The organism is Micromonospora sp. NPDC048040 (genome assembly GCF_055587185.1).
Map to the genome: position 1 here is coordinate 23,050 of NZ_JBVJGT010000050.1, position 24,811 is coordinate 47,860.

26 protein-coding genes, 4 pseudogenes and 1 CRISPR repeat array are annotated in these 24,811 nt (G+C 68.6%); of the genes and pseudogenes, 21 read left to right on the top strand and 9 right to left on the bottom strand.

The features are described from left to right. Nucleotides 1-125: 125 nt before the first annotated feature. The 5 genes and pseudogenes from ACZ6O2_RS29485 to ACZ6O2_RS29505 form a co-directional block, all read left to right on the top strand. Nucleotides 126-308, top strand: a pseudogene (locus tag ACZ6O2_RS29485) (transposase); the annotation flags it as partial. Nucleotides 309-357: 49 nt separating this feature from the next. Continuing rightward, a complete protein-coding gene (locus ACZ6O2_RS29490) occupies nucleotides 358-759 on the top strand; it encodes a hypothetical protein (protein WP_466025137.1) in 402 nt (133 codons plus the stop codon). A 6-nt stretch (nucleotides 760-765) separates the two neighbouring features. Then, complete coding sequence (locus ACZ6O2_RS29495) at nucleotides 766-2,253, top strand: RHS repeat-associated core domain-containing protein (RefSeq protein WP_466025138.1); 1,488 nt, start codon at nucleotides 766-768, stop codon at nucleotides 2,251-2,253. Nucleotides 2,254-2,276: 23 nt separating this feature from the next. Further along, nucleotides 2,277-2,453, top strand: coding sequence for a hypothetical protein (locus ACZ6O2_RS29500; RefSeq protein WP_466025139.1), 177 nt, complete (start codon nucleotides 2,277-2,279; stop codon nucleotides 2,451-2,453). Beyond that, nucleotides 2,450-3,022: a hypothetical protein gene (locus ACZ6O2_RS29505; RefSeq protein WP_466025140.1), complete on the top strand. Its 573-nt coding sequence runs from the start codon at nucleotides 2,450-2,452 to the stop codon at nucleotides 3,020-3,022. The genes ACZ6O2_RS29500 and ACZ6O2_RS29505 overlap by 4 nt, the downstream gene beginning before the upstream one ends. A gap of 416 nt (nucleotides 3,023-3,438) precedes the next feature. Here ACZ6O2_RS29505 and ACZ6O2_RS29510 read toward each other — a convergent pair whose 3' ends face one another. Both ACZ6O2_RS29510 and ACZ6O2_RS29515 read right to left on the bottom strand, forming a co-directional pair. Further along, on the bottom strand, nucleotides 3,439-3,996 hold the full coding sequence (locus ACZ6O2_RS29510; RefSeq protein WP_466025141.1) for a flavoprotein: 558 nt from the start codon (nucleotides 3,994-3,996) through the stop codon (nucleotides 3,439-3,441). After that, nucleotides 3,993-5,330, bottom strand: coding sequence for a hypothetical protein (locus ACZ6O2_RS29515; protein ID WP_466025158.1), 1,338 nt, complete (start codon nucleotides 5,328-5,330; stop codon nucleotides 3,993-3,995). The genes ACZ6O2_RS29510 and ACZ6O2_RS29515 overlap by 4 nt, the downstream gene beginning before the upstream one ends. 315 nt (nucleotides 5,331-5,645) lie before the next feature. Here ACZ6O2_RS29515 and ACZ6O2_RS29520 point away from each other — a divergent pair, with 315 nt between their 5' ends. The 7 genes from ACZ6O2_RS29520 (at nucleotide 5,646) to ACZ6O2_RS29550 (ending at nucleotide 9,963) form a co-directional block, all read left to right on the top strand. Then, entirely contained in the window at nucleotides 5,646-5,897 is a 252-nt protein-coding gene (locus ACZ6O2_RS29520; RefSeq protein ID WP_350712004.1) for a hypothetical protein, read from the top strand. Beyond that, on the top strand, nucleotides 5,894-6,169 hold the full coding sequence (locus tag ACZ6O2_RS29525) for a hypothetical protein (RefSeq protein WP_350712003.1): 276 nt from the start codon (nucleotides 5,894-5,896) through the stop codon (nucleotides 6,167-6,169). Before ACZ6O2_RS29520 ends, ACZ6O2_RS29525 begins: the two co-directional genes overlap by 4 nt. Then, a complete protein-coding gene (locus ACZ6O2_RS29530; RefSeq protein ID WP_350712002.1) occupies nucleotides 6,166-6,372 on the top strand; it encodes a hypothetical protein in 207 nt (68 codons plus the stop codon). The genes ACZ6O2_RS29525 and ACZ6O2_RS29530 overlap by 4 nt, the downstream gene beginning before the upstream one ends. Nucleotides 6,373-6,505: 133 nt before the next feature. Continuing rightward, entirely contained in the window at nucleotides 6,506-7,129 is a 624-nt protein-coding gene (locus ACZ6O2_RS29535) for a GOLPH3/VPS74 family protein (RefSeq protein ID WP_466025142.1), read from the top strand. A gap of 42 nt (nucleotides 7,130-7,171) precedes the next feature. After that, nucleotides 7,172-8,665 carry an APC family permease gene (locus ACZ6O2_RS29540; protein ID WP_466025143.1) on the top strand — a complete coding sequence of 498 codons (1,494 nt, stop codon included), beginning with the start codon at nucleotides 7,172-7,174 and terminating at the stop codon, nucleotides 8,663-8,665. Nucleotides 8,666-8,677: 12 nt separating this feature from the next. Continuing rightward, a complete protein-coding gene (locus ACZ6O2_RS29545; protein ID WP_466025144.1) occupies nucleotides 8,678-9,334 on the top strand; it encodes a GNAT family N-acetyltransferase in 657 nt (218 codons plus the stop codon). Between the two features lie 110 nt (nucleotides 9,335-9,444). Then, on the top strand, nucleotides 9,445-9,963 hold the full coding sequence (locus ACZ6O2_RS29550; protein ID WP_466025145.1) for a GNAT family N-acetyltransferase: 519 nt from the start codon (nucleotides 9,445-9,447) through the stop codon (nucleotides 9,961-9,963). A 335-nt stretch (nucleotides 9,964-10,298) separates the two neighbouring features. Here the strand turns inward: ACZ6O2_RS29550 and ACZ6O2_RS29555 are convergent, their stop codons facing one another. After that, nucleotides 10,299-11,012, bottom strand: a complete 714-nt coding sequence (locus tag ACZ6O2_RS29555) for a hypothetical protein (RefSeq protein WP_466025146.1) — start codon at nucleotides 11,010-11,012, stop codon at nucleotides 10,299-10,301. 527 nt (nucleotides 11,013-11,539) lie between these two features. Here ACZ6O2_RS29555 and ACZ6O2_RS29560 point away from each other — a divergent pair. Next, entirely contained in the window at nucleotides 11,540-11,842 is a 303-nt protein-coding gene (locus tag ACZ6O2_RS29560; RefSeq protein ID WP_466025147.1) for a transposase, read from the top strand. A 111-nt stretch (nucleotides 11,843-11,953) separates the two neighbouring features. Next, nucleotides 11,954-13,150, top strand: a complete 1,197-nt coding sequence (locus ACZ6O2_RS29565) for a hypothetical protein (protein ID WP_466025148.1) — start codon at nucleotides 11,954-11,956, stop codon at nucleotides 13,148-13,150. A gap of 485 nt (nucleotides 13,151-13,635) precedes the next feature. Here the strand turns inward: ACZ6O2_RS29565 and ACZ6O2_RS29570 are convergent, their stop codons facing one another. Continuing rightward, nucleotides 13,636-13,902: a hypothetical protein gene (locus ACZ6O2_RS29570; RefSeq protein WP_466025149.1), complete on the bottom strand. Its 267-nt coding sequence runs from the start codon at nucleotides 13,900-13,902 to the stop codon at nucleotides 13,636-13,638. 376 nt (nucleotides 13,903-14,278) lie between these two features. Here ACZ6O2_RS29570 and ACZ6O2_RS29575 point away from each other — a divergent pair, with 376 nt between their 5' ends. The 5 genes and pseudogenes from ACZ6O2_RS29575 (at nucleotide 14,279) to ACZ6O2_RS29595 (ending at nucleotide 18,457) form a co-directional block, all read left to right on the top strand. Next, entirely contained in the window at nucleotides 14,279-15,382 is a 1,104-nt protein-coding gene (locus tag ACZ6O2_RS29575) for a hypothetical protein (protein WP_466025150.1), read from the top strand. A gap of 3 nt (nucleotides 15,383-15,385) precedes the next feature. Beyond that, nucleotides 15,386-15,718, top strand: a complete 333-nt coding sequence (locus ACZ6O2_RS29580) for a hypothetical protein (protein ID WP_466025151.1) — start codon at nucleotides 15,386-15,388, stop codon at nucleotides 15,716-15,718. After that, on the top strand, nucleotides 15,715-15,996 hold the full coding sequence (locus ACZ6O2_RS29585) for a hypothetical protein (protein ID WP_466025152.1): 282 nt from the start codon (nucleotides 15,715-15,717) through the stop codon (nucleotides 15,994-15,996). The genes ACZ6O2_RS29580 and ACZ6O2_RS29585 overlap by 4 nt, the downstream gene beginning before the upstream one ends. Nucleotides 15,997-16,567: 571 nt before the next feature. Continuing rightward, nucleotides 16,568-16,834: pseudogene (locus ACZ6O2_RS29590) on the top strand (AAA family ATPase); the annotation flags it as partial. A gap of 228 nt (nucleotides 16,835-17,062) precedes the next feature. Continuing rightward, on the top strand, nucleotides 17,063-18,457 hold the full coding sequence (locus ACZ6O2_RS29595) for a hypothetical protein (protein ID WP_466025159.1): 1,395 nt from the start codon (nucleotides 17,063-17,065) through the stop codon (nucleotides 18,455-18,457). Between the two features lie 149 nt (nucleotides 18,458-18,606). Here the strand turns inward: ACZ6O2_RS29595 and ACZ6O2_RS29600 are convergent, their stop codons facing one another. From ACZ6O2_RS29600 to ACZ6O2_RS29620, 5 genes and pseudogenes are all read right to left on the bottom strand, one after another. Beyond that, entirely contained in the window at nucleotides 18,607-19,638 is a 1,032-nt protein-coding gene (locus tag ACZ6O2_RS29600; RefSeq protein ID WP_466025153.1) for an IS110 family RNA-guided transposase, read from the bottom strand. Nucleotides 19,639-19,732: 94 nt separating this feature from the next. Beyond that, nucleotides 19,733-20,224: pseudogene (locus ACZ6O2_RS29605) on the bottom strand (lanthionine synthetase LanC family protein); the annotation flags it as partial. Nucleotides 20,225-20,239: 15 nt separating this feature from the next. Continuing rightward, nucleotides 20,240-20,416 carry a hypothetical protein gene (locus tag ACZ6O2_RS29610; RefSeq protein ID WP_466025154.1) on the bottom strand — a complete coding sequence of 59 codons (177 nt, stop codon included), beginning with the start codon at nucleotides 20,414-20,416 and terminating at the stop codon, nucleotides 20,240-20,242. Further along, nucleotides 20,413-20,667: a hypothetical protein gene (locus tag ACZ6O2_RS29615; RefSeq protein ID WP_466025155.1), complete on the bottom strand. Its 255-nt coding sequence runs from the start codon at nucleotides 20,665-20,667 to the stop codon at nucleotides 20,413-20,415. The genes ACZ6O2_RS29610 and ACZ6O2_RS29615 overlap by 4 nt, the downstream gene beginning before the upstream one ends. A 110-nt stretch (nucleotides 20,668-20,777) precedes the next feature. Then, a pseudogene (locus ACZ6O2_RS29620) lies at nucleotides 20,778-21,494 on the bottom strand (thiopeptide-type bacteriocin biosynthesis protein); the annotation flags it as partial. 30 nt (nucleotides 21,495-21,524) lie between these two features. Beyond that, a CRISPR array of direct repeats spans nucleotides 21,525-22,106; the repeat unit is 29 nt; unit sequence CGGAGCACCCCCACGTGCGTGGGGAGGAC. 122 nt (nucleotides 22,107-22,228) lie between these two features. Here ACZ6O2_RS29620 and cas3 point away from each other — a divergent pair. Together cas3 and ACZ6O2_RS29630 are read left to right on the top strand one after the other, a co-directional pair. After that, a complete protein-coding gene (gene cas3, locus ACZ6O2_RS29625) occupies nucleotides 22,229-24,238 on the top strand; it encodes a CRISPR-associated helicase Cas3' (RefSeq protein ID WP_466025156.1) in 2,010 nt (669 codons plus the stop codon). Between the two features lie 51 nt (nucleotides 24,239-24,289). Then, nucleotides 24,290-24,748 carry a hypothetical protein gene (locus ACZ6O2_RS29630; RefSeq protein ID WP_466025157.1) on the top strand — a complete coding sequence of 153 codons (459 nt, stop codon included), beginning with the start codon at nucleotides 24,290-24,292 and terminating at the stop codon, nucleotides 24,746-24,748. The last annotated feature ends 63 nt before the right edge of the window (nucleotides 24,749-24,811 follow it).

Consider the following 24,811-nt stretch of genomic DNA (forward strand, 5'->3'; position numbering starts at 1 on the left):
CGCCGCAGCGTCGCCGTGGCGGTGGCCTCCACCGTCACGGCGACGCGTCGTCTCAGGACGTCCGCGCGGGCCCCAGCGCCTCTCGTGGCTGCCAGGAACCTGGGCGAGCGACGTAATGAACGACGAGGCCCACGTACGGCTCCGGACTCGGCGCCCGACGGTGGGTTGTCGAGCAAACGGTCGCCTTGCTGCACTGGTTCCGCCGCCTACGAATCCGCTGGGAGATCCGCGACGACATCCACGAAGCCTTCCTCACCCTCGCTTGCGCCATCATCTGCTGGCGCCGACTCCAACGCTCAAAGAGTTAGGAGTTGTAAGCCGGTCGAGCGGACGTACACCCGCGACTCCGACGGTGAGGTGGTCTTCACCGAGGCGGTGACCGAGAACGTCGCCGGCCAGTGGGTGGACCACGCCTACACCGGCGGCAGCAAGGAGTACGGCTACGACCGGGCAGGCCGGCTGGTCCGCACCCGCCACGACAGCCCCATCACCGGCGGCTGTGTGACCCGCGTCTACGACTACGACGGGCGCAGCAACCGCACCTCCCTGAGCCGGTACGCGCCCGACGCGGAGGGAGCCTGTCAGGAGACGACGGTCGAGGCGCAGAGCGGTCACAGTTACGACACCGCCGACCGGATGACGGACGCCGGGTACGAGTACGACGCGTTCGGCCGGACGGCCCGAATGCCCAGCGGCCTGACCAACACCTTCCACGTCAACGACCTGGTGCAGCGGCAGCAGTTCGGAGACGCGCGCTAGACGTGGATGCTGGACCCGGCGCAGCGTTTCCGCACCTTCACCACCGAGACGCTGATCGACGACACCTGGGGTGCCGCCACCACCAAGGTGAACCACTACGGCGACGACTCCGACGAGGTCCACTGGGTGGTGGAGGACGCCCAGGGCACCGTCACCCGGAACGTGTCCGGCCCGGACGGCGACCTGGCGGCGACCACCTCGGCCACCGGCGACGTACGGCTGCACCCGGTGGGGCTGCACGGCGACGTCAACGTCACCATCGACCCCGCCCTCACCGAACCCGAACTGCTGGACTACGAGGAGTTCGGCGTGCCGGTGGCGGGGCAGGCCGACCAGCGGTACGGCTGGCTGGGCGGCAAGCAACGCTCCGGTGACGCCCTCGACGACGTCATCCTGATGGGTGTCCGCCTGTACAACCCGCACACCGGCCGCTTCCTGTCCGTCGACCCGGTGCAGGGTGGTTCGGCGAACGACTACGACTACGCCAATCAGGACCCGGTCAACGTCACGGACCTGGATGGGCGTTGCCCGGTGTGTGTGCCCATCCTCGTCGGTATCGGCGGTCGGTTGGCAGCCCGATACGTGGCGAAACGGCTGGCGCAGCGCGCCGCGGCCAGGACGGCCGCCCGGAACAAGCGGATCAAGAAGATCGCGGGTCGGCCACCGGCCCGTTCCAAGGGCTCGTCGAGCAACCGCAACCGCAACAGCAACAGCAACAGCAACAGGTATCGGGGCCGCAGCTGGGGTTATCAGATTAACTACACCGATTCGCGGGGTCGCGAACGGGTCTACATGTACGGCATCACCAGTGCCTGGCCGCCCCTCGTTCGGGCCAGCGTTAGTCGGTACAAGTGCGTCAAGGCGGGTTACCGGAACTGCCGGATCCGGAAGATCAAGAGGTTTCCCACCCGCTACCACGCCCGGATATTGGGAGTACCGCAGCTGCCTGAGCTACGTGCGTCGCTACAACGTGCGCCCGCCGGGCATGGCCAGGTCCTGCCAGTAGGGTCAGCCTCCATGACCTTCTGGTTGTCCGTTCAGCCCCGCGACGCGCCACGCGATTTCGGCGTGGACGTCGCGGGGTACGACGCCCGGGTACACAACCTCGCCGCCTTCGCCGAGGCGGCGCTGCAACGGGTGGTCGACGGCGCGAAGTGGCTGCGGCGTTCCTTCCCGGCCCGCAGCTACCTTCGCCTCGACGTCACCGTGCACACCGAAGCGGAGCCGTCCGTCAAGCACGTGCGGACGCGCGGCCAGGGCGGCGCCAGGAAATCGGCTACCTGGTGCGGGTACCGGTGGCGTGGTTCGACGTGTCCGGTGACGGACTACTCGCGGTCCGGTTGTTCCGGGCGCTGCTGGGCGCGTTGGAGGCCGTCGGCGTGGAGCAGCGCCTCGGAGCGCCCCCGGTACGCGCCCCGCGTTCCGACCCGGGGCGGCCGGAACTGGTGGACCTCTTCGTGCCGCCCGCCGCCCGGCCCGCCGGTGCCACGGTGACCGCTGGCCGGGTCCGAGAGGCGATGGATCGGATGAAGCCGGACCAGTTGGTGCTCGCCGCGACCGTGCCGGCGACGTTCGCGGTACGGCGCGACCGGGAGGTCGTCGTCCGGGCGCTCGGCGAGGTGGTGCAGGAGTTCGAGGTGCGGGCGGGCGGAAAGGAAGGGGTACGGGTATGGGTGGTCAGGCAGGGCGGGTGAGCTGGCGGGTTGGGTCGGAGGGTCTGAACCGGACGGCGGCGGGGGACCTGCGGGAAGCAGTGGCGGCGGTCGAGCATTGGTTCACCGTGCTGGGCAGCATCGTCAGCGTGACGCTGTCGCGGGACCTCACCCTCGAGGTAGTGACGGGTGACGGCGATCGCGTGCTGACGGACGTCGCTGGCCCGGACACCACGCGGATCGTCCTGCCCCGTTCCCTGGTCGGCGCCGACGCCGAGCAGCTGCGGGTGTCGCTGCTCGACGGCGCGCTGGCGGCCGTGGCCGCCACAGCCGCCGGGACGGCTGGTGAGGCGCCCGAGATCTGGCGGCGGCCGGACGATCATCCGGATGACGGCGTGGACACCCTCGCCGAGGTGCTGGACACTCTCGATCCCGAAGACATCTTCGTCGCCGGCCGCCTCGATGGGACCGCGGCCGACGAACTGGCCCGGTTCCATCAGCTCGACGACTACGTCGTCGAGCGGGTCGACGGGTCCGGGGTGGCCGAGGTCACCGACGCCGAGGCCGGCTGTGCGAGCACCTCCTGGCAGGTCCGTCTCATTCACGACTGATCAGTCCAGGCGCCCGCGGGCGGCCCAGCAGCGCCAGGTGTAGCCAGCCTCGGTGGCGAACCGATCGGGCTGGGCGAGGTGAGGAGAGAGCGATGCGACGTCGGGATGTGTTGGGGGAGGCGGCGGTGGCGGGAGCCGGTGCGCTAGCGGCCTTCGCGGGGATGTCCGGGTCGGCGCCCCGGCCGCCGACCCGGACATCCCCCCGGAGCGCCCTCGCCATTCGGCGCGACGTTCCGGTCCAGCCCGCCACCGCGGCAGGCTGGCCATGTGAGGCTGCGCTTGCGGCGGCGGAAGCCGGTGCTATGTAGCCCGTCCTGGTCGATAGGAGGTGCGGTTGGCCTTCGGTCGTCTGGTGGCGGCGGGCTACACGAGCCGGCTCGTCTGAGTCGGGTTACCAGCGCTGGTGGCGCATTGCTTCAAGTCTGTGCTTCGTGGGCACGTCTGGCCGCTGTCTCGAATGCCGTCGCCCAGGGGAAGGCGCGCTGCCGGTCAGTTCCGCTGCCGGGTGGGTGTGGTTCCCATCCGTCTTCGGGACCGAGCAGGACGTGTACTCCCTCGTCGCGGAGGCTGGCCACAGCGCGGCGGAAGGGCAGCCGGGTGGCGAGGGCGGCATTGACGAACGGGACGACGACGGTCGACACCTGTCGTCCGATGAGCTCGGCGACTGAGGTCATTGCGTAGTTGTCGGCCAGGCCGAGGGCGATTTTGTTGATCGAATTATATGTCGCGGGTGCGATGACCAGAGCGTCGGCGGCGGGCAGCGAGCGGCGGGTGCCGGGGGATGCCCGATAGCTGGATCGCACGGGGGCACCGGTCAGCTCCTCGATGGCCGGCACGTCCATGAAGCTCGTCGCGTTGGGCGTGGCGGTGACCGCCGCAGTCCATGTATGCTCCTGCGCGGCGCTGACCAGCCTGGTTACGTCGGCGGCGGGGCCAGCGCCGCAGACCACGATCTGCAGGTGCCCCCCGGTCACAGTGGGATCCCGGCCGTCTGGGCGAAGTCGACGACGGCCGTGCGGACCGAGCCCCTGGCAAGGAGAGCGAGGGCGCCGGCGATGCGCTGGACCGCTGGACGGCAGCGAATCTCCTCGGGTGCTACCTCGTACGCCGTGCGCAGCGCGTTCAGGCCGTGCTCGTGGCGGCCCCACTGGGTGTAGGCACGGGCGACGTCGACGTACAGCGTGGCTCTGCGCTCGGCAAGCGCCACCTTGTTCAGGGGCACGGTGCGGGCGAGCGCGATGGCGGTTCCGGCGTCGCCGAGGGTCAGTGTGATGTTGACCTGGTGCAGCAGGATGTTGGTGGCGCCAAAGCCGGTCCACCGGTCGTTGCCGTCGTAGCCGAGTCGAGCTGCGGCGCGCATCGCCTCGTCGAGCATGGCGTGTGCGGTGTCCCGGTCGTCTCGACGGGCTGCAGCGACGGCACCCCGAAGGACGAGGGCGCCATACACCGCGATCGCGTCGGTCGACGCGAGGCGGGTGTCCCGGTCGAGTACGCCGGCCGCGTTCCCCGCGAGGGTCACCGCTTGGGCGTCGTGGCCGTTGCTCATCAGGGCGTGGGTCATGATCCGTGCGCTCGCGGCGACGGCCACCGGGTCCTGACTCGCCGCCGCGGCGCGGGTGCTTCGCTCGGCCGCGACCAGGGCCATCCCTCGGTCACCCACCTTGAGCAGCACACTCCCGACGACGTGGTACAGCTCGGACGCCAAGACGCTGACCTGCGTCTGATGCTCGCCTTCCGCGCTGGCCCCGGCGGGTTCGAGGGCCGGTAGCAGCGTGACGAGATGGTCGAGGACACGCTCGTAGCGACAGGCCTGGTAGTCGCGCTTGACGGCGGCCACGTCGCGGGCAAGCTGCTGGACGGACAGCACCGCCGCAGGTGGATGTCGCGGCGAGACGAGCGCGTCGAGTAATGGCGCGACGCTTGGCGCAGCGGCGACGCCGACCGCAGCTTTGCGCAGAAGATCTCTCCGTCGCACGTCACCATCCGAGCCCGAGCCGCCGTCTCCGTCACCTCCAGTATCAGCGTCCGCGCCGGTGTACGGCGGTGTGGTGCTGATAGGTGCACCGCTGGTGCCCGTCATCCGTAGGGCCTCGAAACGTTCGCGTACGTCGGAGGTGGCCCGGGCGAGCACGGTGTCCAGCGCGGCCTGCATGTCGGCGCGCGGGAGGACGCTGTCGCCCTGGCTGCTCCACTTGGCCACCGTCCGCCGGGCCGCGCCCAGGTGCTCGGCGAAGGCGGTGACGCTCATCCGCAAGGCATGGCGCAGTGCGTTCGCCTCCCGACCGGTCCAGGTCGTCACCGCAGCCATGCACGTCCTCCCGACACGGACAGTCGCCTGCCTGGTGATCGTAGCGGCACCTCGGGTGACAGCAGGTGCACCGGCGGTGCACCAGCAGGACATTCCATCCATCCGCCTCCCCGGCCAGTCTGGATGCGCCGGCGCGTTGCTTCCCCGAGCGCACCGGCTTTCGTCCTTGTTGTCGATGTGACGGGCGAATGGCCACACCTGCCGCTCGCTAGTCCCTCCGGGCCCCGTGCGGACGATCCCTGCACCCAACCGGTCGGGGTGCGCGTCTGAGCCGGGGAGGCCCGGCAGTGCAACCCAGTGAAGGAGGTAGCGCCGATGCGGCGCAAGTGGTTCGCTCCCGCCGGCGACGGCGTGACCTACAGCCCTTTCGGCATCGACTGCGAAGGCGCGGCCACGTTGTTCGAGGGCCGCAGCGGCTGGAACCGCACCCCGGGTGAACCCGACGAGCAAACCGTCCAGGAACTCGCCGAGACCAACCGCGCGTTCTGGGTCTTGCTCGACCAGCAACCGTCGCGGCAGCCGCGCCGGTGGCTGGAGCCACGCCGACGGAAGGGGCGGTTGGCGTGAACCCGGCGCCCCCGATCCCGCAGGTCGTCTCAGGCACCCTCCTGCAGCTCGGCAGCGACGACTGGTCCCTTGGCCGGGACCTCACGCCCGGCAGCGCGGTCGACGTCGTTGTCGTCAGGCTCCGCACCGACTTGGCGCACCTCAGCGACGAGTGGGTATGGGTGGTCGGTCACCGCCCCGAGTGCCTCTACCCGAGCACCGACGAGTACCTGCCGTGCATGGAGCTGCGGGTCCGCCTTGCCGCCCTACGCCGGTACGCGAGCGCGACATGAGCCGCAGTGATGAGCCGTGCGGCCCGGCCGACAGGTACGCGTCCGCGCGGATGACCGAAAAGCAGCACGCCGACGGCAGCACCTGTTTCCACTGCCAGCCGGACGGCAGCTGCGAGCAGAACGCCTGGGCGCAACAGGAACTCGCCCGCCACCCTGGCCGCCACGCAGAGGCCCCGCCCGCTGCGACCGCCCTCGACAACTGACCCAGGAAGGCCAGCCGTCGTGCACACACATCCCGGCGCAGCCGACGACGACGCTGCTCCGCCCGCCAATGTTCAGGCCGCCGAGCCGCAGCGTCCCGTACGCGCCGTAGGCACCGCGCCCACCAGACCGATGATGATTGGCGACGAGTTCTGGTTCATGGCCCACGATGACCAGACCGGCCGTCCGCGCCTCTACGAGTCCGCGCTAGCTCACGGTCTGGCCGCTGCGCTGCTCGCCGAGCTGCACTATGAGGGCCGGATCACCTTCGCCCGCGGACACATCCGGGTGCTCCAAACCGGGCCCCCGGGGGACTGGCTGCAACACCTGGTACTCGACCGGCTGATCGCTGAGCCGCACCACACCGACACCCGCACGTGGCTGGCGTTCCTGGCCGCCACCGCCTGCGAGCAGGTCACTACCCGCATGTGGCAGCGCGGGCTTCTCGACCAGCGGCAGGTCGGCCGGCTGTGGCGCCAGCGCATCGTCTACGTGCCCGCCGACATGAACACCGCCGCCTGGTCGTGGGCTCGGCTGTCGATCGAACTGCGTAACGCCCGTCGGCTCAACGCCTTCGACCAGGCCCTCGCCGGTCTGACGCTACACACCCAACTGGACACCGCCCTGCTGGACGGCGCGACGCTGGCCGTCCGCGCCCACCTACGTCAGGTGGTCGAACAGTCCCGGCCACCACTGCGCGACCTCTTCGCCGACCTCGGCAGCGCCGTCGGCGGCAGCGTCCTGAGCCACCGCACCTGAGCGTAGTTGCCCCCCTCCATCCCCCTCGTCGAAAGAGATCCAATGCCTCACCACAGACCGGACACTGTCTCCGCCGTTCTCGCCCGGGGCCGGCTTGGTATCCCGTCGGTCGTGTTCTTCGTGATCGCGGCGGCAGCGCCGCTCACTGTTGTCGCTGGCGGCGCGACCACCGGGTACGCCGTCACCGGCGTCGTCGGTATACCCGTGTCCTATCTCGTCGTCGCCGCCATCCTGGCCCTGTTCGCTGTCGGCTACGTGGCCATGTCCCGCCGCATCGTCAACGCCGGCGCCTTCTACACCTACGTCACCCGGGGCCTCGGCCGGCCGGCCGGCGTCGCCGCCGCCTTCGTCGCGCTGCTCGCCTACAACGCTATGCAGATCGGCCTCTACGGCGGATTCGGCGCGGTACTGGCCCAGTTTCTCCAGGACCGCTACGGCTGGAACAGCACCTGGTGGCTGTGCGCCCTCGCCGCCTGGGCGACCGTGACCATCCTCGGGCTCCTACGCATCGACCTCAACGGCAAGGTCCTAGCGGTCGTGCTCATCGCCGAGTGCGCCGTCGCCCTCGTCTTCGACGCCGTCATGGTCACCAACCCCGCCCCTGGCGGTATCAGCTTCGGCACCCTCGCCCCGTCGCACATCTTCGCCGCCGGCATCGGCGCCGCCCTGGTCACCGCCATCACCGGATTCGTCGGCTTCGAAGGCACCGTGGTGTTCGCCGAGGAGACCAAGGACCCACGCCGCACCGTACCGCGAGCCACGTACCTGGCCGTCGCGATCATCGGTCTGCTCTACGGGCTGTCCGCGTGGGCGATGTCCGTCGCCACCGGCCCCGACACCATCGTCGACGCCGCCCGCACCGACGGCACCGACCTCATCTTCAACCTCGTCTCGCCCCACCTCGGCGACGGTATCGTCACCATCGGCCGGGTCCTGTTCATCACCAGCCTCTTCGCCGCACTCCTGGCGTTCCACCACACCGTCGCCCGCTACCTGTTCGCACTCGGACGCGAACGAGTCCTGCCCGCGTGGCTGGGACGCACGAGCCGCCGCACCGGCGCACCGAAAGCCGGCTCCATCGTCCAAAGCAGCATCGCGGTAGCCGTCCTCGCCAGCTACGCGGTAGCCAACGCTGACCCCATCGTGCATCTGTTCTTCTGGATCACCGTCACCGGCGGCCTCGGCGTTCTGATCCTGATGACCGTCACCTCCGCCGCCGTGGTCGCGTTCTTCGCCCGCACCCCCCACCACGACGGCCCGTGGCGCACCGCGATCGCGCCGCTGGCCGCCACCGCCGCCCTGACCGCGATCCTCGCCGTCACCATCCAGGAATTCGACGTCCTCCTCGGCGTCGCCGCCACATCCCCGTTGCGCTGGTGGTTCCCCGCCACCTACGGCCTCTTCGCACTCGCCGGAACCGCCTGGGCACTGACCCTACGCGCCACCCGCCCAGACATATTCCAGGCGATCGGACTCGGCGCGGAAAGCGCCACCGCACCGGTGCGCACCCCCGACGCCACCCGCCAGCCGGTCTGACCAGGAGTGACGATGCCACCGACCAACACCATCAGCATCCGCCAGGCCACACCCGACGACGCCGGCGAACTCATCACCGTCCTGGTCGAGGCGTTCCTCGACGGACCCGTCGCCGACTGGCTCATCCCCAACCTCGACGACCGCCGCGCGGTCTACTTCCGGTACTTCACACTCGTCTTCCACCACGGACTCCAACACGGACGCGTGGACACCACCACCGACCGGTCAGCCGTCGCGATCTGGTACACCCGCAACGAGGCTCCGCCGGCGGGATCAACCGCCATGTACTACGAGGTGGAGCAGGCCACCGGCAAATACGCGCCCAGATTCCTGCTACTCGACGCCCTGTTCGAAACACACCACCCGCATGTCCCACACGACTACCTCGCCTACGTCGCCGTCGCCCCCCGCCAACAAAACCGCGGCGTCGGAACGGCACTGCTCAACAGTGCCCACCAGGCGCTGGATGCGGCGAACCGGGCGGCGTACCTGGAGGCCAGCAACACCCGCAACCGAGACCTGTACCGGCGCCTCGGCTACCGCCAAGGCCCACCGATGCAACTACCGACCGACGGACCGACGATCTGGCGCATGTGGCGAGGCCAACCGAACGGAGGCGTCCCCGCGCGGTTCCCGGCAGAAGCGTTCCCGGCAAGGCGGCCACTGTGAACGGCCCCACCCTGGACACGACCATCCGCGCGGCGAAACCACGCGACGTCGCCGCCATCACCGTGCTACTGGCCGGCGCACTCGACCGTGACCCCGTCATCGAGTGGTTGGTGCCCGACGCCGCCGAGCGGGTCGTCGTCCTGCACCGCCTCCTCGCGGTCGACGTCGACCACGCCGTCGAAACCGGCGGCGTTGACGTAGCGCTGAACCTCTCGGCGGTCTCGGTGTGGCGACGGCACGATCCGAACAGCGGTCTCCGGACGTTCGGGCAACACCACCTGCCGACCTTTGCCGGCAGCGCAGCACCCCGCCTCGCGGCCCTGAACTCAGCCATCGACAGCTACAGGTCCTCGGCGCCGCATCATTGGCTGTCCTGGCTGGCCGTGCACCCGTCCTTTCGAGGCCGCGGCCTCGCCAGCGAGCTGCTGCGCCGACACCACCAGGTCGTCGACGACACCGGATGGCCGATCTACACCGTGGTCACGACCGAGGGCGCCAGGGACATGCTCCGCGAGCAGGGATACCACGCGGCCCTACCCCTGAACCTGCCCAGCGGACCGAAGCTCTGGCCGCTGATCCGAAACGCTCGTCCGGTCCGTCCGACGATCGCACCTCCTCACAACCCGTGATCCACCTGGGCACGCCGATCAGTGCCGGACCGCCCCCATAGTCCGGCGCCGATCCCAACCCGCGTTCCCGCACACCCCAGCCACCAGTGAGGAACCAACATACCGATGGTCAGGGACGACTGACCGCTCCCGCCCGTCTCGTGGCGGGCATCCTCGGGCGCGTCCTGCTCACCGCCTGCGAACCAGGCAAGGCAACCGACCGGCCACCTGCGGCACCAGCGTCGTCGTCGTCACTGCCGCAGCCCGCCACCGTGCTGCCACCGGTCGGTTTTCCTGGCCGGCGTGGGTGATTCTTTCTCGACTACGTCCTCGTGCCGGGCTTGGTCCCCTCCGGATCATGCAACTGCGGTGGCGGGCAGCTGGTGGAAGGCCACACGTTCCTTCTTGAGGTCGACGGGCCGGCCTGCCAGCTCGGCCAGGAGTTCTGGTAGGCACCATGCCGCCAGGTGTGCGTAACGGGCGTTGTAGACACCGACGGTCTCGATGGCGAACTCGTCGGCGAACTCGAGCAGTACGTAGCCGAGCAGCTGCATGATGGTGGGTGCCTCCAGCGATGATCGTCGCGTTCCGTCGCGGCGCTTGCTACCGAGGCCCGTCTTGAGTTCGAGCACTAGGCCGGCGGCAGTCAGATCGGCGTCGGCGTTCATCAGGGATGATCCCGCGAAGGTTGGCCCGAGCGCCCAAGCGCCACGCCGTGCCGCAAGGGACGGCAGGATGACTCGCTCGGCGGAGGCGCGCAGAGCTCGGAGCTCCTCGACAGCTTCGGGTGACGCGAGATCAAGTAGCTTCTCGGCCGTGATGGATCTTGACGCCAGGGCCATCGCCGGGGATCCTGCTGCGGGACCGACGCGGTATAGGTCGGTCAGCAGCGCCAGCGCCCAGCAAGCGCGGGCGAGGAGCTGACTGTCGGCCTCGCTACCTGCGACCGGCCCGCTGAACCGGGCAGTGCCCACGCCGCCGCTGCCGTCGCTGTCCCCGTAGCCGAGCACGAGCGCCAGGTCGTGGACCGCCTGCCGTGCAGAGGGTATACGTACGCCGATCAATGCCAAGCGCAGTTCTGGGCGGGGGATGCACCATGACGCGCACCATCCAGTCGAACGCAGAGCCGATGGTTGCGGGATTCGCCTGGCCTCCGGGCACAGCAAGGGGCCGACGGATTCCCGATACCGTGCCTGCAGGTCTTGCCACCGGCCGAACCACTCCCGGATGAACGACCTCGCCGGCGAATTCCTATCGCTCCACGCGGCGGTCAGAGACGGCCATCCACTGACGAAAGTCACGCTTCAACCGCTTGTGTCGCCGAGCCTGCCTCCGGCTCCGCCCACTAAGCGTTGGTGAGATCGTGCCGCCTCGCTGCCGCTACCCTGGCCACGAGGTCTCCGGTCGGCCTTCGGTTTGCTTGGTCGCTAACCGATCTACCAGAGACCTCCTCTCTTATCGATCACCGCCACGCCGGCTCTTCTCACCGCCCAGCAGGCCCTTACGAAACACGGGCTAGTCGACACCCTCGACGCCCCGCCCACCGCCATCGGCACCCCGATCCCGACCGCGCGAAGAGGACCTGCTCGACCTGCTCGTGACCGCCCGCACCCACCCCGACCGGGAACACGTCCACCGGCTGCTGCACCGCATCTATGCCCGCTGCGCCGCCTCCGACCTGCCCGAACTCCACCGCCTCGCCACCACGATCGAGGCCTGGTGGCCGCAGATCCCACGCGTTCCTGCATACCGGCATCACCAACTCAGGCTCAGAGAAGACACCAACCGCGTCATCAAAACGATCGCCCGCGACGCCTACGCCTCTCGCAACCGGAGAACCAGCGCATACGCAGCCGCACCGCCACCACCCGACGCCACCGCGGACACCTCAAACCACTGAACTTCGAAGAGCCGTCAAACATCGAGGCACCAGGAATCCATGCCGGGCGGTTCGGAGGCCGGGCGGTAGCCGGATGCGGGGCCGTGAATGTTCGAGGTGGATGATGTCAGGATGACGGGGGACCAGGACCGGCCGGCGCGGGGCGACATCATCGAGATCGGCGGCTCGATCCGCGATGACGCCGCACCCCGCTGGCGGCGGTGGCCGAAGTGGCTGCCATTGGTGCTGGCCGCCGGGGTCGGGTTGGCCGTGTACGCGCGTACCGGGGCCGACCGGGATCCGCCCTCGGCGAGCCGGTCGCCGTCGCCGCCGGCCGCGTCGTCGGCGCCCGAGGCCACCGCCCCGGCCACCCCGGGGCCAGCCACGACCGGAGCGCCACCGACGGTCACTGAGGTCGGCCGGCCCCTGCTCGGGATCACCGGCGGTTGGCAACTGTACGGCCGGGGGCCGGACGCGGTGGTCCGGATCGAGTTCGCGCGGGGCCGGGTAAGCATCACCCCGGTGCGGGACCTGCGGAGCACCGGCCCGGTCAGCTTCCTGCTCTCCCCGGACGGGGTGGTCATCCGTCCCCTCGACGCGGTGGAGGGCTACCGGGTGCCCGACGGCCAGCCGTCGACGGAAACGACCAACGACCTTGACCGGTCCGGGGCGATGCTGCCCGGGCCGGATCCGGAGTCGGTGTGGGTGTCCGACGGTAACAGCGTGCGGCCCAGGATACTGTTGGCCCGGTTCGACGGCAGGGCCACCGGTGTGGAGATCGCCCTGCCCGCGGGGGTCAGCCCCTTCGCCCAGCCGGACGGGGCCGGTTATCCGGCGATCACCGCGACCGGCGGGGTCTACACCATCCGTCCCGATGGGGTCCGCCGGATCACCACGGGCGACCTGGTGGCCGTCGGCCCGCGTCACTGGCTGGCCCGGGAGTGCGACGAGCGTCTGCGGTGCGCGGGCGTGCTGATCTCACACCCCGGCGGTGCCCGGCGGGCGGTCACGCTGCCGGCCGAGATCACCGCCTTCGACCGCGGAGCGATCTCCGGCGACGGTCGGATGGCCGCCCTGATAGCCACGAACGCCACCGGCGCGCCCCGGGTCCATTTGTTGAATCTGCGCTCGGGTGCCGTTCGTGTGCTGGACCTGCCGGTGGAGGCCAGTCCGGGGTCCGTGGTCTGGTCCCCGGACGGCAAGTGGCTGTTCGTCACCGGACTGGACGGGCAACTCGCCGCCGTCGACGCGGCGACCGGCCGGTCGCGGGATCTCGGCGTCCGGCTGCCGCAGGTGAGCCAACTCGTGGTCCGGCCCGCCGCCCGGTAGTCCGGTTGGTGTCCGAACCGGTCGGCGGGATACGGTACCGGCCCTCGCCCCGGCGGCGGGTCAGCGTCTTGTGACGGCTGCTGGCGGCGAGTATCTCGTTCTGACCACACCCTATGGGCAGGTGCACCTCGCAAGAGTTTCTGGTCGACGCTGAAGATCGAACCCGTCTACCGCACGAGCTGGCGGATCCGCAACGAGGCCGAGAACCCCCGCGCCCAGCGTCCGTACCACCGACGATGCGGTCGGGGCCGCGGCCGCCGCGCGGAGCTGGATGTGGCAGAACCCTGGGCAGGTCACGGTGCACATCTTCAGCTCGGAACTCAGCTCGGACTCGCCGTGCACATCCTGGTCAGCGACGGTGCGCCACGATGGTGGGTGGTTGGCGGCAGTCGGCGATCGCGGCCGCCGACCTGCGGGCCACCCCGCCGGCCGGTGCAGCCCGAGACGCCGCCTCTGAGCTGGCAGAATTCCTGCGCTGGGCGCGGTCACAGGCGGCGGTCGGCCGTAAGGAGCGTGCGCAGCTGGGGGACAAGCAGGTCGTACGCCTCAGCTCCGAGCTTCCGTTCCTGGCGGACACTCTCCACCGGGGGCTGTCCGTTGCCCTTCAGCGGGGCGAGCTGTTCGTCAAGGCCGAGATGCCCTTGGCGCGTCCAGCCGGCTCGCTCATTTTCCGTGCTGCCGAGCGGTGGCGACCGGCCGTCGACGATGACGATGTGGTGCAGGACTTGAGTCGGGGGCTGGCGCAGCGGCATCAGCCAGACAACGGCGGCCCAGGGACCGCGGCTCGGGCGTTTCCCCACCCACCACGCCCAAGAGCTCCGATGGCTCAGACGCCGACCCGAGCAGGGACCGATGCAGTGTCGGGGCACGGTCGTCGCCGAACGCGATGAGCCCGAGCAGGGCCGAACGCCATCCTGCGGGTCTCGCGGGCCCGTGCCAAGCGCCCAGCTGGTCCCAGTTCGACACATGAGGCGAGATCTCGCATGGCCTGAGGAGGCCCCCGGCCTCTCCGCGATACACCTCGTGTCGGGTGGGTGACTGTGCGCCGAAGTGTTCATTGACGCTGTTGATCACAGTCCAGTACGGTTCGTGTTCTCACAAGAGCCGAACGACGTTCAACGGGGGAACATGAGCGGCTTCTACGTAGATCCAGGCAGCCTGAACGGGCTGTACAACGTGCTGCACCGGGCGTCGGGCGACGTCGGCGACACGCTCGCGTACGTCAAGCGGCATTGCGACCTGACCTTCGCCGAGGAAGGTCTGCTGGTCATCTTCGCCAGCCCGCACAAGCTGGTGTACGACCGGATGACGCAGGGGCTGGAGCGGCTGCAGACGGTCAGTCGGAGCGCCGCCACCCAGATCAACCTGGCCCAGCGCGCCTACGCCACCTCCGATGCGGAGTCGGCAGGTCGGCTCGACCGGACCTATCCGGGCGCGAAAGACCCGGCGGCGATGTGGGCCGCACTCAGCACCGGCCGTCCCGATCTGTGGCCCACCGCGCCCCGGTCTGCGTTCGCTGATGTAGCCGAGCCGACCAAACACCTCGTGCCCCCCAATTACGCGACCCCGGTCGAGATGTGGAAGATCAACCCTCTCGCGGATCTGATCAGCCCTGCTGCCTGGCTGCGCCAGGTCAGCGTGTGGCTGTTCGGGCACGACCCGTTCGAGAGCTGGAGCAAGCAGCTCAGCGGCGACTGGGACGCCTACATCCACTGCGCCGCGGCGTGGCGGATCATCGGAAACGCGCTGCTCGATGTCGGCCGCAACCTCGTCACCACCGCTGGCGACGTACCGGAAGTCTGGCGCGGCCGGGCCGCGGAGGCCGAGCAGGAGTTCCAGCTCACGCTCGGCAATGCCGCCATGGCCCTGCACCCGATCTGCGACCAGTACGCCGACCTCTACACCAAGGCCGCCGAGGCTGCCAAGCATCTCTTCGACGTGGTCAGTGGCCTGACCGCCAAACTCATCGACGTCCTGATCGTCATCAATCTGGCCGCGGCCGTGGGCACGGCGACGATCGAGACGGGGGTTGGGCCAGTCCTCGGTTACGGCGTGGCCGCCTACTACGCGTGGCAGGCGTACGACCTCTACAACGAGATTTCGACCTTCTACGGCAACGCTGAGGCCACCTTCAAGGGCATCGCCGGCACCATTGGCATGATCCAGGCTGGCGCGGCCGTCGCCGCGCTTCCTGACCTCAAGCCCTACCAGCACCCCGGACAACAGGGATAGGCCATGACCGACGAGATCCACCGCCAGCCACTGGCCCGCGCGGTCCTGACGACCCTCGCCAGAAGCCGCGGCGGCGACGACCCGCTGGGTTCCCTGGCTCGCACCGTCCTGCGCGGCGAGGCGGACCTGCGCACGGCGGCGACGTTCTCCTGGCACGGCCGCGCGCTGGACGACGCCTTCACGGCGTCGCTGCACGAGCGCGACGCCCTGACGCGGGACGAGCGCGCCGCATGGGAGCGGCAGGCGCAGCAGCTTCGTGACGCGGGCGCGGCGCTGACCGGTGAGGCGGAGCCTCTGGGCGGTGCCACCAGCGAGGGCCGGGAGGAGCGGCGGTGAACGCCCGCATGCGATGGAGATTGGCCGTCCCGTTGATCGGCCTGAGCCTGCTGATGGTCGTCCCCGCCGTCTACGGCACCTGGATGTTCTGGTCCGAATTCGGAAACACCTACCGGTCGCTCAGCGTCGTCATCTGCCTGACTCTGCTGGCACAGCTGGCCTTGGCGGTGTCGATCGGCGTACGGCCGACCCGCGACGTGCCCTGGCTACGGATCGGACTGATGGCGGTCACATTCCTGGTGGCCTGTGGTCTTGCGGCGGTGCGGAGGTCGGTCTGACATCGACCGCACCGAAGCGAACCATTGCTGATGCCGATCAAACTCCTTGGTGAAGCCTGGCCCCACGGTCACCGCGCCGGTGAAGCCGCCCTCGCGCCCTAGATCATCGCCCTGCTGACTGCCAAGGGCGTCCCGGCCGACGGTCAGCTGGTCGACGAGCGTCCATGTGCTGTGCTGCAGCAACCAGGCGAAGGTACCTCGCTGCAAGTTGGCGCCTCCGGATGATCCAGGTCGCGATCCTCCAGACCCGAACGGCCGCGAGCGTGTTCCGCGAGGCTGCGCAGAGTTCGAGGAGTTGCAGCCGCAGTTCTCATTCGACCGCGCCCGTCGTAGCTCAGCCTGACGGGCAACGAGATTCGGGGGCTCATTGTTGCAGCCGCAGTTCTCATTCGACCGCGCCCGTCGTGGTTCGGGCCATCCTCTTCTGCCGACGATAGGGCGCGACGAGGTACTGCTGGCACAGAAGTTGATCCTCCGGACCACGAGGAGCATCCACGAACGTTTTGAAAGTGGGGCGAAGGCGAGGGCCGATGCCTTCTGCCTCGCAGCGGTGGACAGATATGATGCGACGATGGCGAATCAACCTCGAGAAGTAAGCCAGGGCCGGGGTGCTGTCCAGCCGAATGTTGAAACGAAGCCCCAACGTCTGACCGCATCGAAGATCTCGACACTTGAAATTCAGTCTTTCCGTGGCGTTGCAGATAGCCTGACTATCAATTTCGCTGACCGAGATGGTAGGCCTACGAGTCTCCTAATCCTGGGAGACAATGGAACGGGAAAGACCAGCATCGTGGATGCTATTGAGTTCGCGCTCCGGGGTAGGGTCAGTCGGCGAGGGAATGCTGGCACAAAAGTCAAGCGAGAAGCTCGGAACCTGCTGCATTTAGCGAGTCGGCCGAACGTGGTCGTCGAAGTGGGAGGGAAGCGTTATCAAAGAGGGCGGCCGCAGCCGTCAAGTCAGGGCAAACATCTGGGGCGAGAGCTTGTGCCCGGCTTTCATTTGGCGCCCGTAACTATCAGCAGAGCGGATATCGATGCGTTCTGGAGACTCGAAGATCGAGAGCGAATGCGATTCTTCTTCGATTATCTCCGGAGTGAGTACCGTCATGCTGGATATCATGCTCTGGAGGCGGAGCGGCTGGCGGTGGCTGTTGGTGTAGCGGAGACTGCGATCCTGAAAGCGCAAATTGCCCTGGCTGTGGCCGCCGACGTTCCCATTTCTGACATTCCAGTTAGCGACCGCGTCGCGTTTTATCAATGGCGAGCCCGTCAGTGGCCGGCTTATGCGACCCCGACCGGATCGACACCTTATGGCGCGTCATCTCCGCAAAGGTTGAAAGCGATTAGAAGACTCCCGCATTATATCCAGCGGGCAAACTCCGATCTTGCGGCGGCTCTAGAAGCGAGGCACGATTTGCGAGAGCAGCTGGAGGCGGCCACCAAGGCGGCGGGAGGAACGCCAGGCGAACTTCCGCCTGTTATCGCAAGCGAATTGCCGATGTTGCTAGCTGAGATCAGTAATGAGGTCACTGCCGCGTTTCTGCGTATCGCCGAGCTGCCACATATCCTAGGAATCGTGATGGCAGTTGGCGACGAGGAGGGGGGACTGCAGCTCACTTGCTCCTTGACGTCAGGACATGATGTCGATCCTCGACAAGTTCTGAGCGAAGGTGCATTGGATTTACTTGCGCTTCTTCTCATGCTCGAGGTGGCGCGCGCCTGCGCTAAACGCGGACAAGTGCCGGTCCTCGTGCTTGATGACGTGTGGCAGAGCGTCGATACGGTGCATCGGACCGCAGTGCTCGCTTACATGTTCGGCGGCAACTTCAAGAAATGGCAGCTAGTCATAACGGTACACGACAGGCTCTGGGCCCGTCTGATCGAAGATAAGGCCCGTCGTCAAGGGTTTTCCCTCAAAACGCTACGCGTGGTCGCTTGGTCGCCAGAGAGCGGACCAGTGGTCCGCCAAGGCTACTTCGGTACGCCAGCGCAACTTGAGCAACAAATCAAGAACTCCGAGGCTGACGTGCTGGTCGGCTACGCCGGCAAGGCATTGGAAGAACTCTCCGATATCTTGTCGGCTTCTATGCGTGTCAGCATCACCCGCATGGAGGGGGATCGCTACACCTTGGAGGCAATATGGCCACCGGTGTATAGTGCCTTACGCAAGGCGAGTCTCCCGTCGGATCTAAAAGAGCCAGCCAATCGCATTAATGACTTGTATGTCCTGCGCAATACGGCTGGTGCACATTTCAATGAATGGGCTCAAACGCTTTCCGATGCGGAGGGGCGAAGCTTTGCGCGCAGTGTCCACAGACTTTGGATGGCGACACACTGTTCGGTCTGCGGTGCAACCCTCGCGGCGACAGGCATCCCTTCTGGGCCGCAATATGCTTATCGGTGCAAGCATCCGATCTCTGAGGCGTTAGCGGACGCTCACCCGCAGCCTTCGCCATTGTAGAGGAACCGCCAGACCCGGCAAAGCCGCCACCAGCTTCCGGTGCGCTGATCTGCCGCCGATCGTGAGCGCCCAGTCGGCGCATTCCATCAAGCCGCGTGGCCAGCGCCTGGCAGCGGTCGCTGCTGAGCTGCCAAGAGCGCCTCTTTGTGTCAACCCGTGCTGGTGGCGAGTTTGAGTTGATCTTTGATGAGGTGTCGGTAGAGGACGTTGGTGAGGCGTCGTTTGAGCGCGCGGCGGGCTTCGGCGGGTGTTTTCCCTTCGCTGAGTTTGCGCTGGTAGTAGACGCGGCCGGGGCCTTCGTCGCGGGCTTGGACGAGCGCGATGGTGTGCAGGGCGGTGTTGAGTTGCCGGTTGCCGGTGGGGTTGAGTCGGTGGCGGCGGCGTTCGCCGCTGGAGGCCTCGAGTGGCGAGGTGCCGGCGTAGCTGGCGAAGTGGTCGGCCGTCGGGAAGCGGGTGGCCTCGCCGACGTGGCCGAGGATCTTGGCGGCGATGATGTGTCCGACGCCGCGGATTTCGGTGATGGTGGAGTGAGTCTCGCTCAGGACCTGCCGGATCTGGGCCTGGTTGGTGTGCAGGCGCCGGTCCAGGTGGCGTAGGTCCGCGATCAGTTCACGAGCCAGGTCGCGGCAGCTGTCGGTGGCGGTGAGCGGCCGGGTCGTGCGTAGCAGCGCGGTGGCCTTGTCCGCGGTGAGGTCCAGCGCCGCGCCACCGGGGATCAGATCACGCAGCAGCACGTGAAGCCGGTTGAGCAGCCGGACGCGTTCGCGAGCCAGGTCGTCACGGCGTTCGGAGAGCAGCCGCAGCCGGGTGTGATGGTCCTCGGCGACGACGTGGCGCAGCCGCTGGTGCCGCATGGCGGCGTGGGCGACGCTGGCGGCGTCCGCGGCGTCGGTCTTGCGGGTGCCGCCGGTGTCCAGCAGTCGAGCTCGAGCGGCCAGGGTGGCTGGGACGTCGACGACGTGCTCGGCGGCGGCGGCCAGCAGTTGCGCGATACCCCGCCCCAGGCCCGCGGCGCCTTCGACAGCGAAGCGGCGTTGCGGCCAGCGGGCGGCCCAGTCGGTCAGCGTCTTGTATGCGGCGGCGTTGACGGTGATCCGCCTGGTCGCCAGCAGGTGACCGGTCTCGTCGAGGGCGACGGCGGTCAAGGAGGACTTGTGCGGGTCGATGCCTATCGTGATCACGGAGAGCCGGTTCCTTCCGCCAAGTGAACGAGGATCGCCGTGGCGGGCAGCCTGACTTGGGGAAATTCGGTGAGCACGCCTCTGTTGACCTCGCCCTCAGGGCGGCGAGTGCCAGGAGCGCCAGGGGCCCGGCGATGCCGTGGGCCACACCGGTGTTGCCGTGCCCGCCGGGGAACCGGTCATCGGCGCGTCCGTTGGGACCACTGCCGGTCCACGAGCCGGGCAGCACCTCGCCGTCGCGGTGCAGGGGAGTGGTCAGGCGGACCAGATACTCGAGTACGGTGCGAAGCTCCTTCTCGCCGGGCGGTCGGCGCAGCAGGTATGCCCCGATCCCGGTGAGCCCTCGGATCGCGTCGAACTCCGCAAGGGCCGGTAGCTCGCCGGCATCGATGCGGGCGTGCGCGGCGGCCACGCGGCGCCGCGCGTCGGCGGCAATCGCCGTGTCGAGGCCATCCAGCGCGCGGGCGTACGAACCGGGCTGGTGGGCGGCAGCGCATGCCAGGACGTGCGCCAGCGCGGGTGCGCCGTAGAAGGGGTGGCTGTCGGGGCCCGCTGTTACCGGGTGGTTGGTAGCGGCGGTGAGCCAGTGATGGGCGCGTTGTCACGGTCTTAGCCCTGCCGCTGCCAGCTCCACGTGTAGCAGGGGGATGCCGGGTACGCCGAAGGCGAGCGACTGCCGCCACCAGGGTTGGTGGATCAGCAGGCTGGGATCGTCGGGGTGAGCGAGGAGGTCGGCGACCGCGACGGCCAACTCGTGGCTCTCGTACGCCCGGTTCATGACCGGCTCCGGGCGAAGTAGGCAATGGCGGCGGCCCGGGCGAGGTATCGGCACTGGTCCTCGTCGTCGAAATCGATGCCGACTGCTCTGATGTAGTGCGAATGCATGAGCGAGCCGAGGACGTCGTGGGGGTCGATGCCGTCGGTGTGTGGGCCGGGTAGGTGGGTCCGGTAGACGGCGAGGGCGACGTCCCGGTTCTTCCAGGCGTCGACGATGGCGGAGCCGCCGGCGACCGCGCGCAGCGTCGCCACCGGGCTGGGCGAGGCGGACAGCTTCGCGGAACAGCGGCCGGGGGGACCGGCTGGGGTGCCGTGGCGGGTACGTGGTCAACCAGCCAGCGCATTCCGGTTTCGACGCTGCCGGTGTAGGCGACGGCGATGGCCGCGGTGTGCGCGGCGACCAGCGCCTGCCGGCTCGGGCGCACCGTTTGGCGCAGCTGCGTGAGTACGGCGTGTGAGTCGGCGATGAACACCGCCTCGGCGGCGCACGGCGGGCCGGATCCCCACCGGCCGGTCTCCGGGTAGGAGGTGGCGTATTGCACCTCCCGCAGCAGGCCGCGCTGGCGCAGGTCGTCGGACCACGCGCTGACACGCTCGGCCGCCGGCCCGAACGCGGACGCGTCGGGGAGCGCGATGCGCAGGCGTAGGTGCTGGTCCGGGTCGCGGAACCGGAGGAACCACCAGTCAGGCGGGGCGTCCCACTCGGCGATCAGCCGCGGCAGGTGCTCAGCCAGGAGCAGATCCTGGCGGCGGATGTCTCCGTACAGTTTCGCGAGCAGGATCTGGGAGGCGGCGGCCGGGCTCTGTCCCTGGTCGCGTCCGATGACCCGGGCGGGGGTCGGTATGGGTAGCGGCGGCCAGGGCGGTGGCTCGGTGGCATGCAACGCGACGATGACCTCGTGCGGGCGGCCGTCGCACCACCCGAGGTTCTCCGGCGTGGGTGCCTCAACGAGGACCGCTCGCGGCGAGGTGAGCAGGTGGGTGCGCAGCAGAACGCGGTGGGCCGACTCGTCGAGGTCCAGCGGTAGGCGCCGGTCGGCCTCGACCAGGTGCACCCCCCACGTGCGTGGGGAGGACATCGGGTCCGGGACGCTCGTGCAGTCGCAGAGCGGAGCACCCCCACGTGCGTGGGGAGGACGCAGCGATCTCCGCATCCGACATGCCGGGCGATCGGAGCACCCCCACGTGCGTGGGGAGGACGCCTTGCACGGCGGGCAGTCCCACCGGTCGGCCGGAGCACCCCCACGTGCGTGGGGAGGACCGGTCCTGGGCGGCGGCAACGGCGATTGCCGACGGAGCACCCCCACGTGCGTGGGGAGGACCCGATGCGGTCCAGAGGGATGTGCCGGTCGAACGGAGCACCCCCACGTGCGTGGGGAGGACGTCCACGTCTCGGCCGGGTCGAGCGTCGGCAGCGGAGCACCCCCACGTGCGTGGGGAGGACCGTTCTCGTCTCTGGCCCGCGCGATGACGAACAGGAGCACCCCCACGTGCGTGGGGAGGACGCCAGCGCGATCACGGCGGTGATGGCGAGCTGCGGAGCACCCCCACGTGCGTGGGGAGGACTGGCGGATGTCGTCCAAGGCGCCGAGTGGATCCGGAGCACCCCCACGTGCGTGGGGAGGACTCGACGGACCGAGGGGGGGGGGCCGCCCCCCAATCCGGAGCACCCCCACGTGCGTGGGGAGGACACTTCGCGACCTGCGGCTTTATTCGCCCGATGCCCCGTCCTGCAACGAGCGGACGGAAGTGTCGTATGGCCGTGGTTGCATGCGGACGTCCTCACGAGCGGATGTGGACGGAGGCGGTCGGGTTGGGTTTCGACCACGAGGAAGTCGATGCCGGAATCTGGGGCAAGTCTAATCATCTCGAGGTGCCGTACCCGCTGCTCTGGCACTTGATCGACACTGCTGCCGTTGCCGGGGCGCTGTGGGATCGTTACCTGGCTCCGAACCAGCGGAGGATCATTGTGGGAGGGCTGGGCACCGACGATGCCCACGCCAGGTCGTTGATGATGTTCTGGGCAGGGCTGCACGACGTCGGCAAGGCCACGCCTGGCTTCCAGAAGCAGAACGAGACCGCGTTCAGCGCGCTGCGGAGCAGCGGTTCGTATGAGGACACTGCAGGCGACGGATCGCTCAGGCACGACACCGCTGGTCAACTCGCCATGCCTGGCCTTCTCGACCCCCTGGGATATCCGCAGTCAGCCAGGCGAGCCAGCGGCCGCTTGGCATACCGCATCGCTCAAGTCGTCGGCGGCCACCACGGCCGTTTCCAGCAGACCAGTGGTCCGCATGGCGGCCGGTTGCACCTGGGTGAAGGCGGTTGGGCACGACAGCGTGCGGCCCTGGTGCGGGTGGTGCATGAGGCGGTGGGCTCGCCGAAGCCGCCGCCGGCGATCAGCGCGCCGGCCAGTGTGCTGGTAACGGGGCTCGTGATCCTCGCCGATTGGCTGGCCAGCCAAGAAGACTTCTTGCGCCAGCAGTCGTCACGAGTGCCGCAGCGCACGGACATCACCGTCGTCTCGGCTCGCCTCGCGGCCCTGGCCGCGCCCGTCGCTGTCCTGCTCGACAACGCTGGACTGGGGACGCCCTCGTTTCGGGCCGTGGGCTTCGAGGATTTGTTTCCGCACCGCCCGAACGCGCTTCAACGGTCGATCATCGATGAGTTGCTGCCGGTAGTCGACGGTCCGGGGATGGTGGTCGTGACGGCGGCGACGGGGGACGGAAAGACCGAAGCCGCGTTGGTGGCCGCCCGGAGGTTGGCCGAGGTATGTGGGGCCCACGGGTTCTTCTTCGCCTTGCCAACCATGGCGACCTCTGACGAGATGTACCGCCGGGTGCGGGCATTCGCCGCCAAGCTGGCCGCGGGCCCGGCGCCGGTCACGCTGCTGCACAGCATGTCGTGGCTGAACGCCGAGTACGAGGCCCGCGCCGCTGCCGACCTCAGTGATCCCGGCGTGGTGGTGTCCGACAACCCAAGCCGTGAGGTGGTGGCGACGGATTGGCTGCGCGGTCGCAAGCGTGGACTGTTGGCCCCGATGGCCGTGGGCACCGTCGACCAGGCCCTGCTGGCCTCGCTGACCACCAAGCACAACGCGCTGCGTCTACTCGGCCTTTCAGGCAAGGTGTTCGTGGTTGACGAGGCGCACGCCTACGACGACTACATGACCACCCTGCTATGCCGCCTGTTGAACTGGCTGGGAGCGTACGGATGCCCAGTCGTCCTGCTGTCGGCGACGTTGCCGTCGTCCCAGGCGGCGACCCTCATGCGGGCGTACGAGGAAGGCGCGGGCACCGAGCCGACCAAGGCGTCCGTGCCGTATCCGGGCTGGACATTCGTGCCAGCGAGCCGAGAGTGCGACCCCGTTTCGATCTCACCGCTGGCGCGGGATGCGCTGGTGTCGGGCAGGACGATGGAGCTCACGCTCGACGTACGCCCAGTTCGTCACCTCGAGGGGCCGGTAAACGATCCCGCCGACCGCAGGGCTGTCGTACGGCAAGTGCTGACACCGGTTGCGGAACATGGCGGGTGTGCGGCCGTGGTCTGCAACACGGTCAACGATGCCCAGCAGACCTACTGCGTGCTCCGTGACTGGGCGCCCCACGGGGTAGACGTGATGCTGCTGCATTCCCGGTTTCCGGCTCGCCGTCGGGAGGAGATCACGGCGGAGATCACGGGCCGGTTGGGTAGGGATGGTGACCGTTCACGGTCGACGATCGTCGTCGCCACCCAGGTGATCGAACAGTCACTCGACTTGGACTTCGACCTGCTGGTGACGGATCTGGCTCCGATGGCGCAGCTGTTGCAGCGAGCCGGCTGATGCCATCGGCATGTCAGGCCGAGGCCGCCCTGGGCCCAGCAGCCGCGGGTCGTGGTCCTCGATCCGCGTGGGTCGGGCGGTGTCGATCACGTCAAGCCCGCTGCTTGGGGCGACGTGTACGCGCCCTACCTGCTGCGGGCCACGCACCTTCGGCTGGCGGGGGTCGACAAGATCACCGTACCTCACGCGGTGCAGGGCCTTGTGGAGGCGGTGTATGTGCCGCAGTCAATCCGCCACGAGCCGACGCTAGGCGCGGAGTATGACAGATACCGGGCCGAGGGCATGGCGGTGCGCGGAACGGCCGAATTAGGTGTCATACCCGATCCCATTGATGTGACCGATCTGCAATCGTTGAGTCACACCGAGACACCGGAGTGGCGTGCGTCCACCCGCCTGGGAGCGGAGTCAGACCGACTGCTCTGCTGCTACCTCGACGGTGACGGCGGCCAGTGGCTCGACCCGGAGAAGCGCATCCCACTCGCGGCGGAGTTGGACCGTCCGTCGCGATGAAGGTCGAGTTCGTCGACTCCCAGAAGGCCGAACACGGTGTCCAGCCGGTCCTGCAGGCGCTCG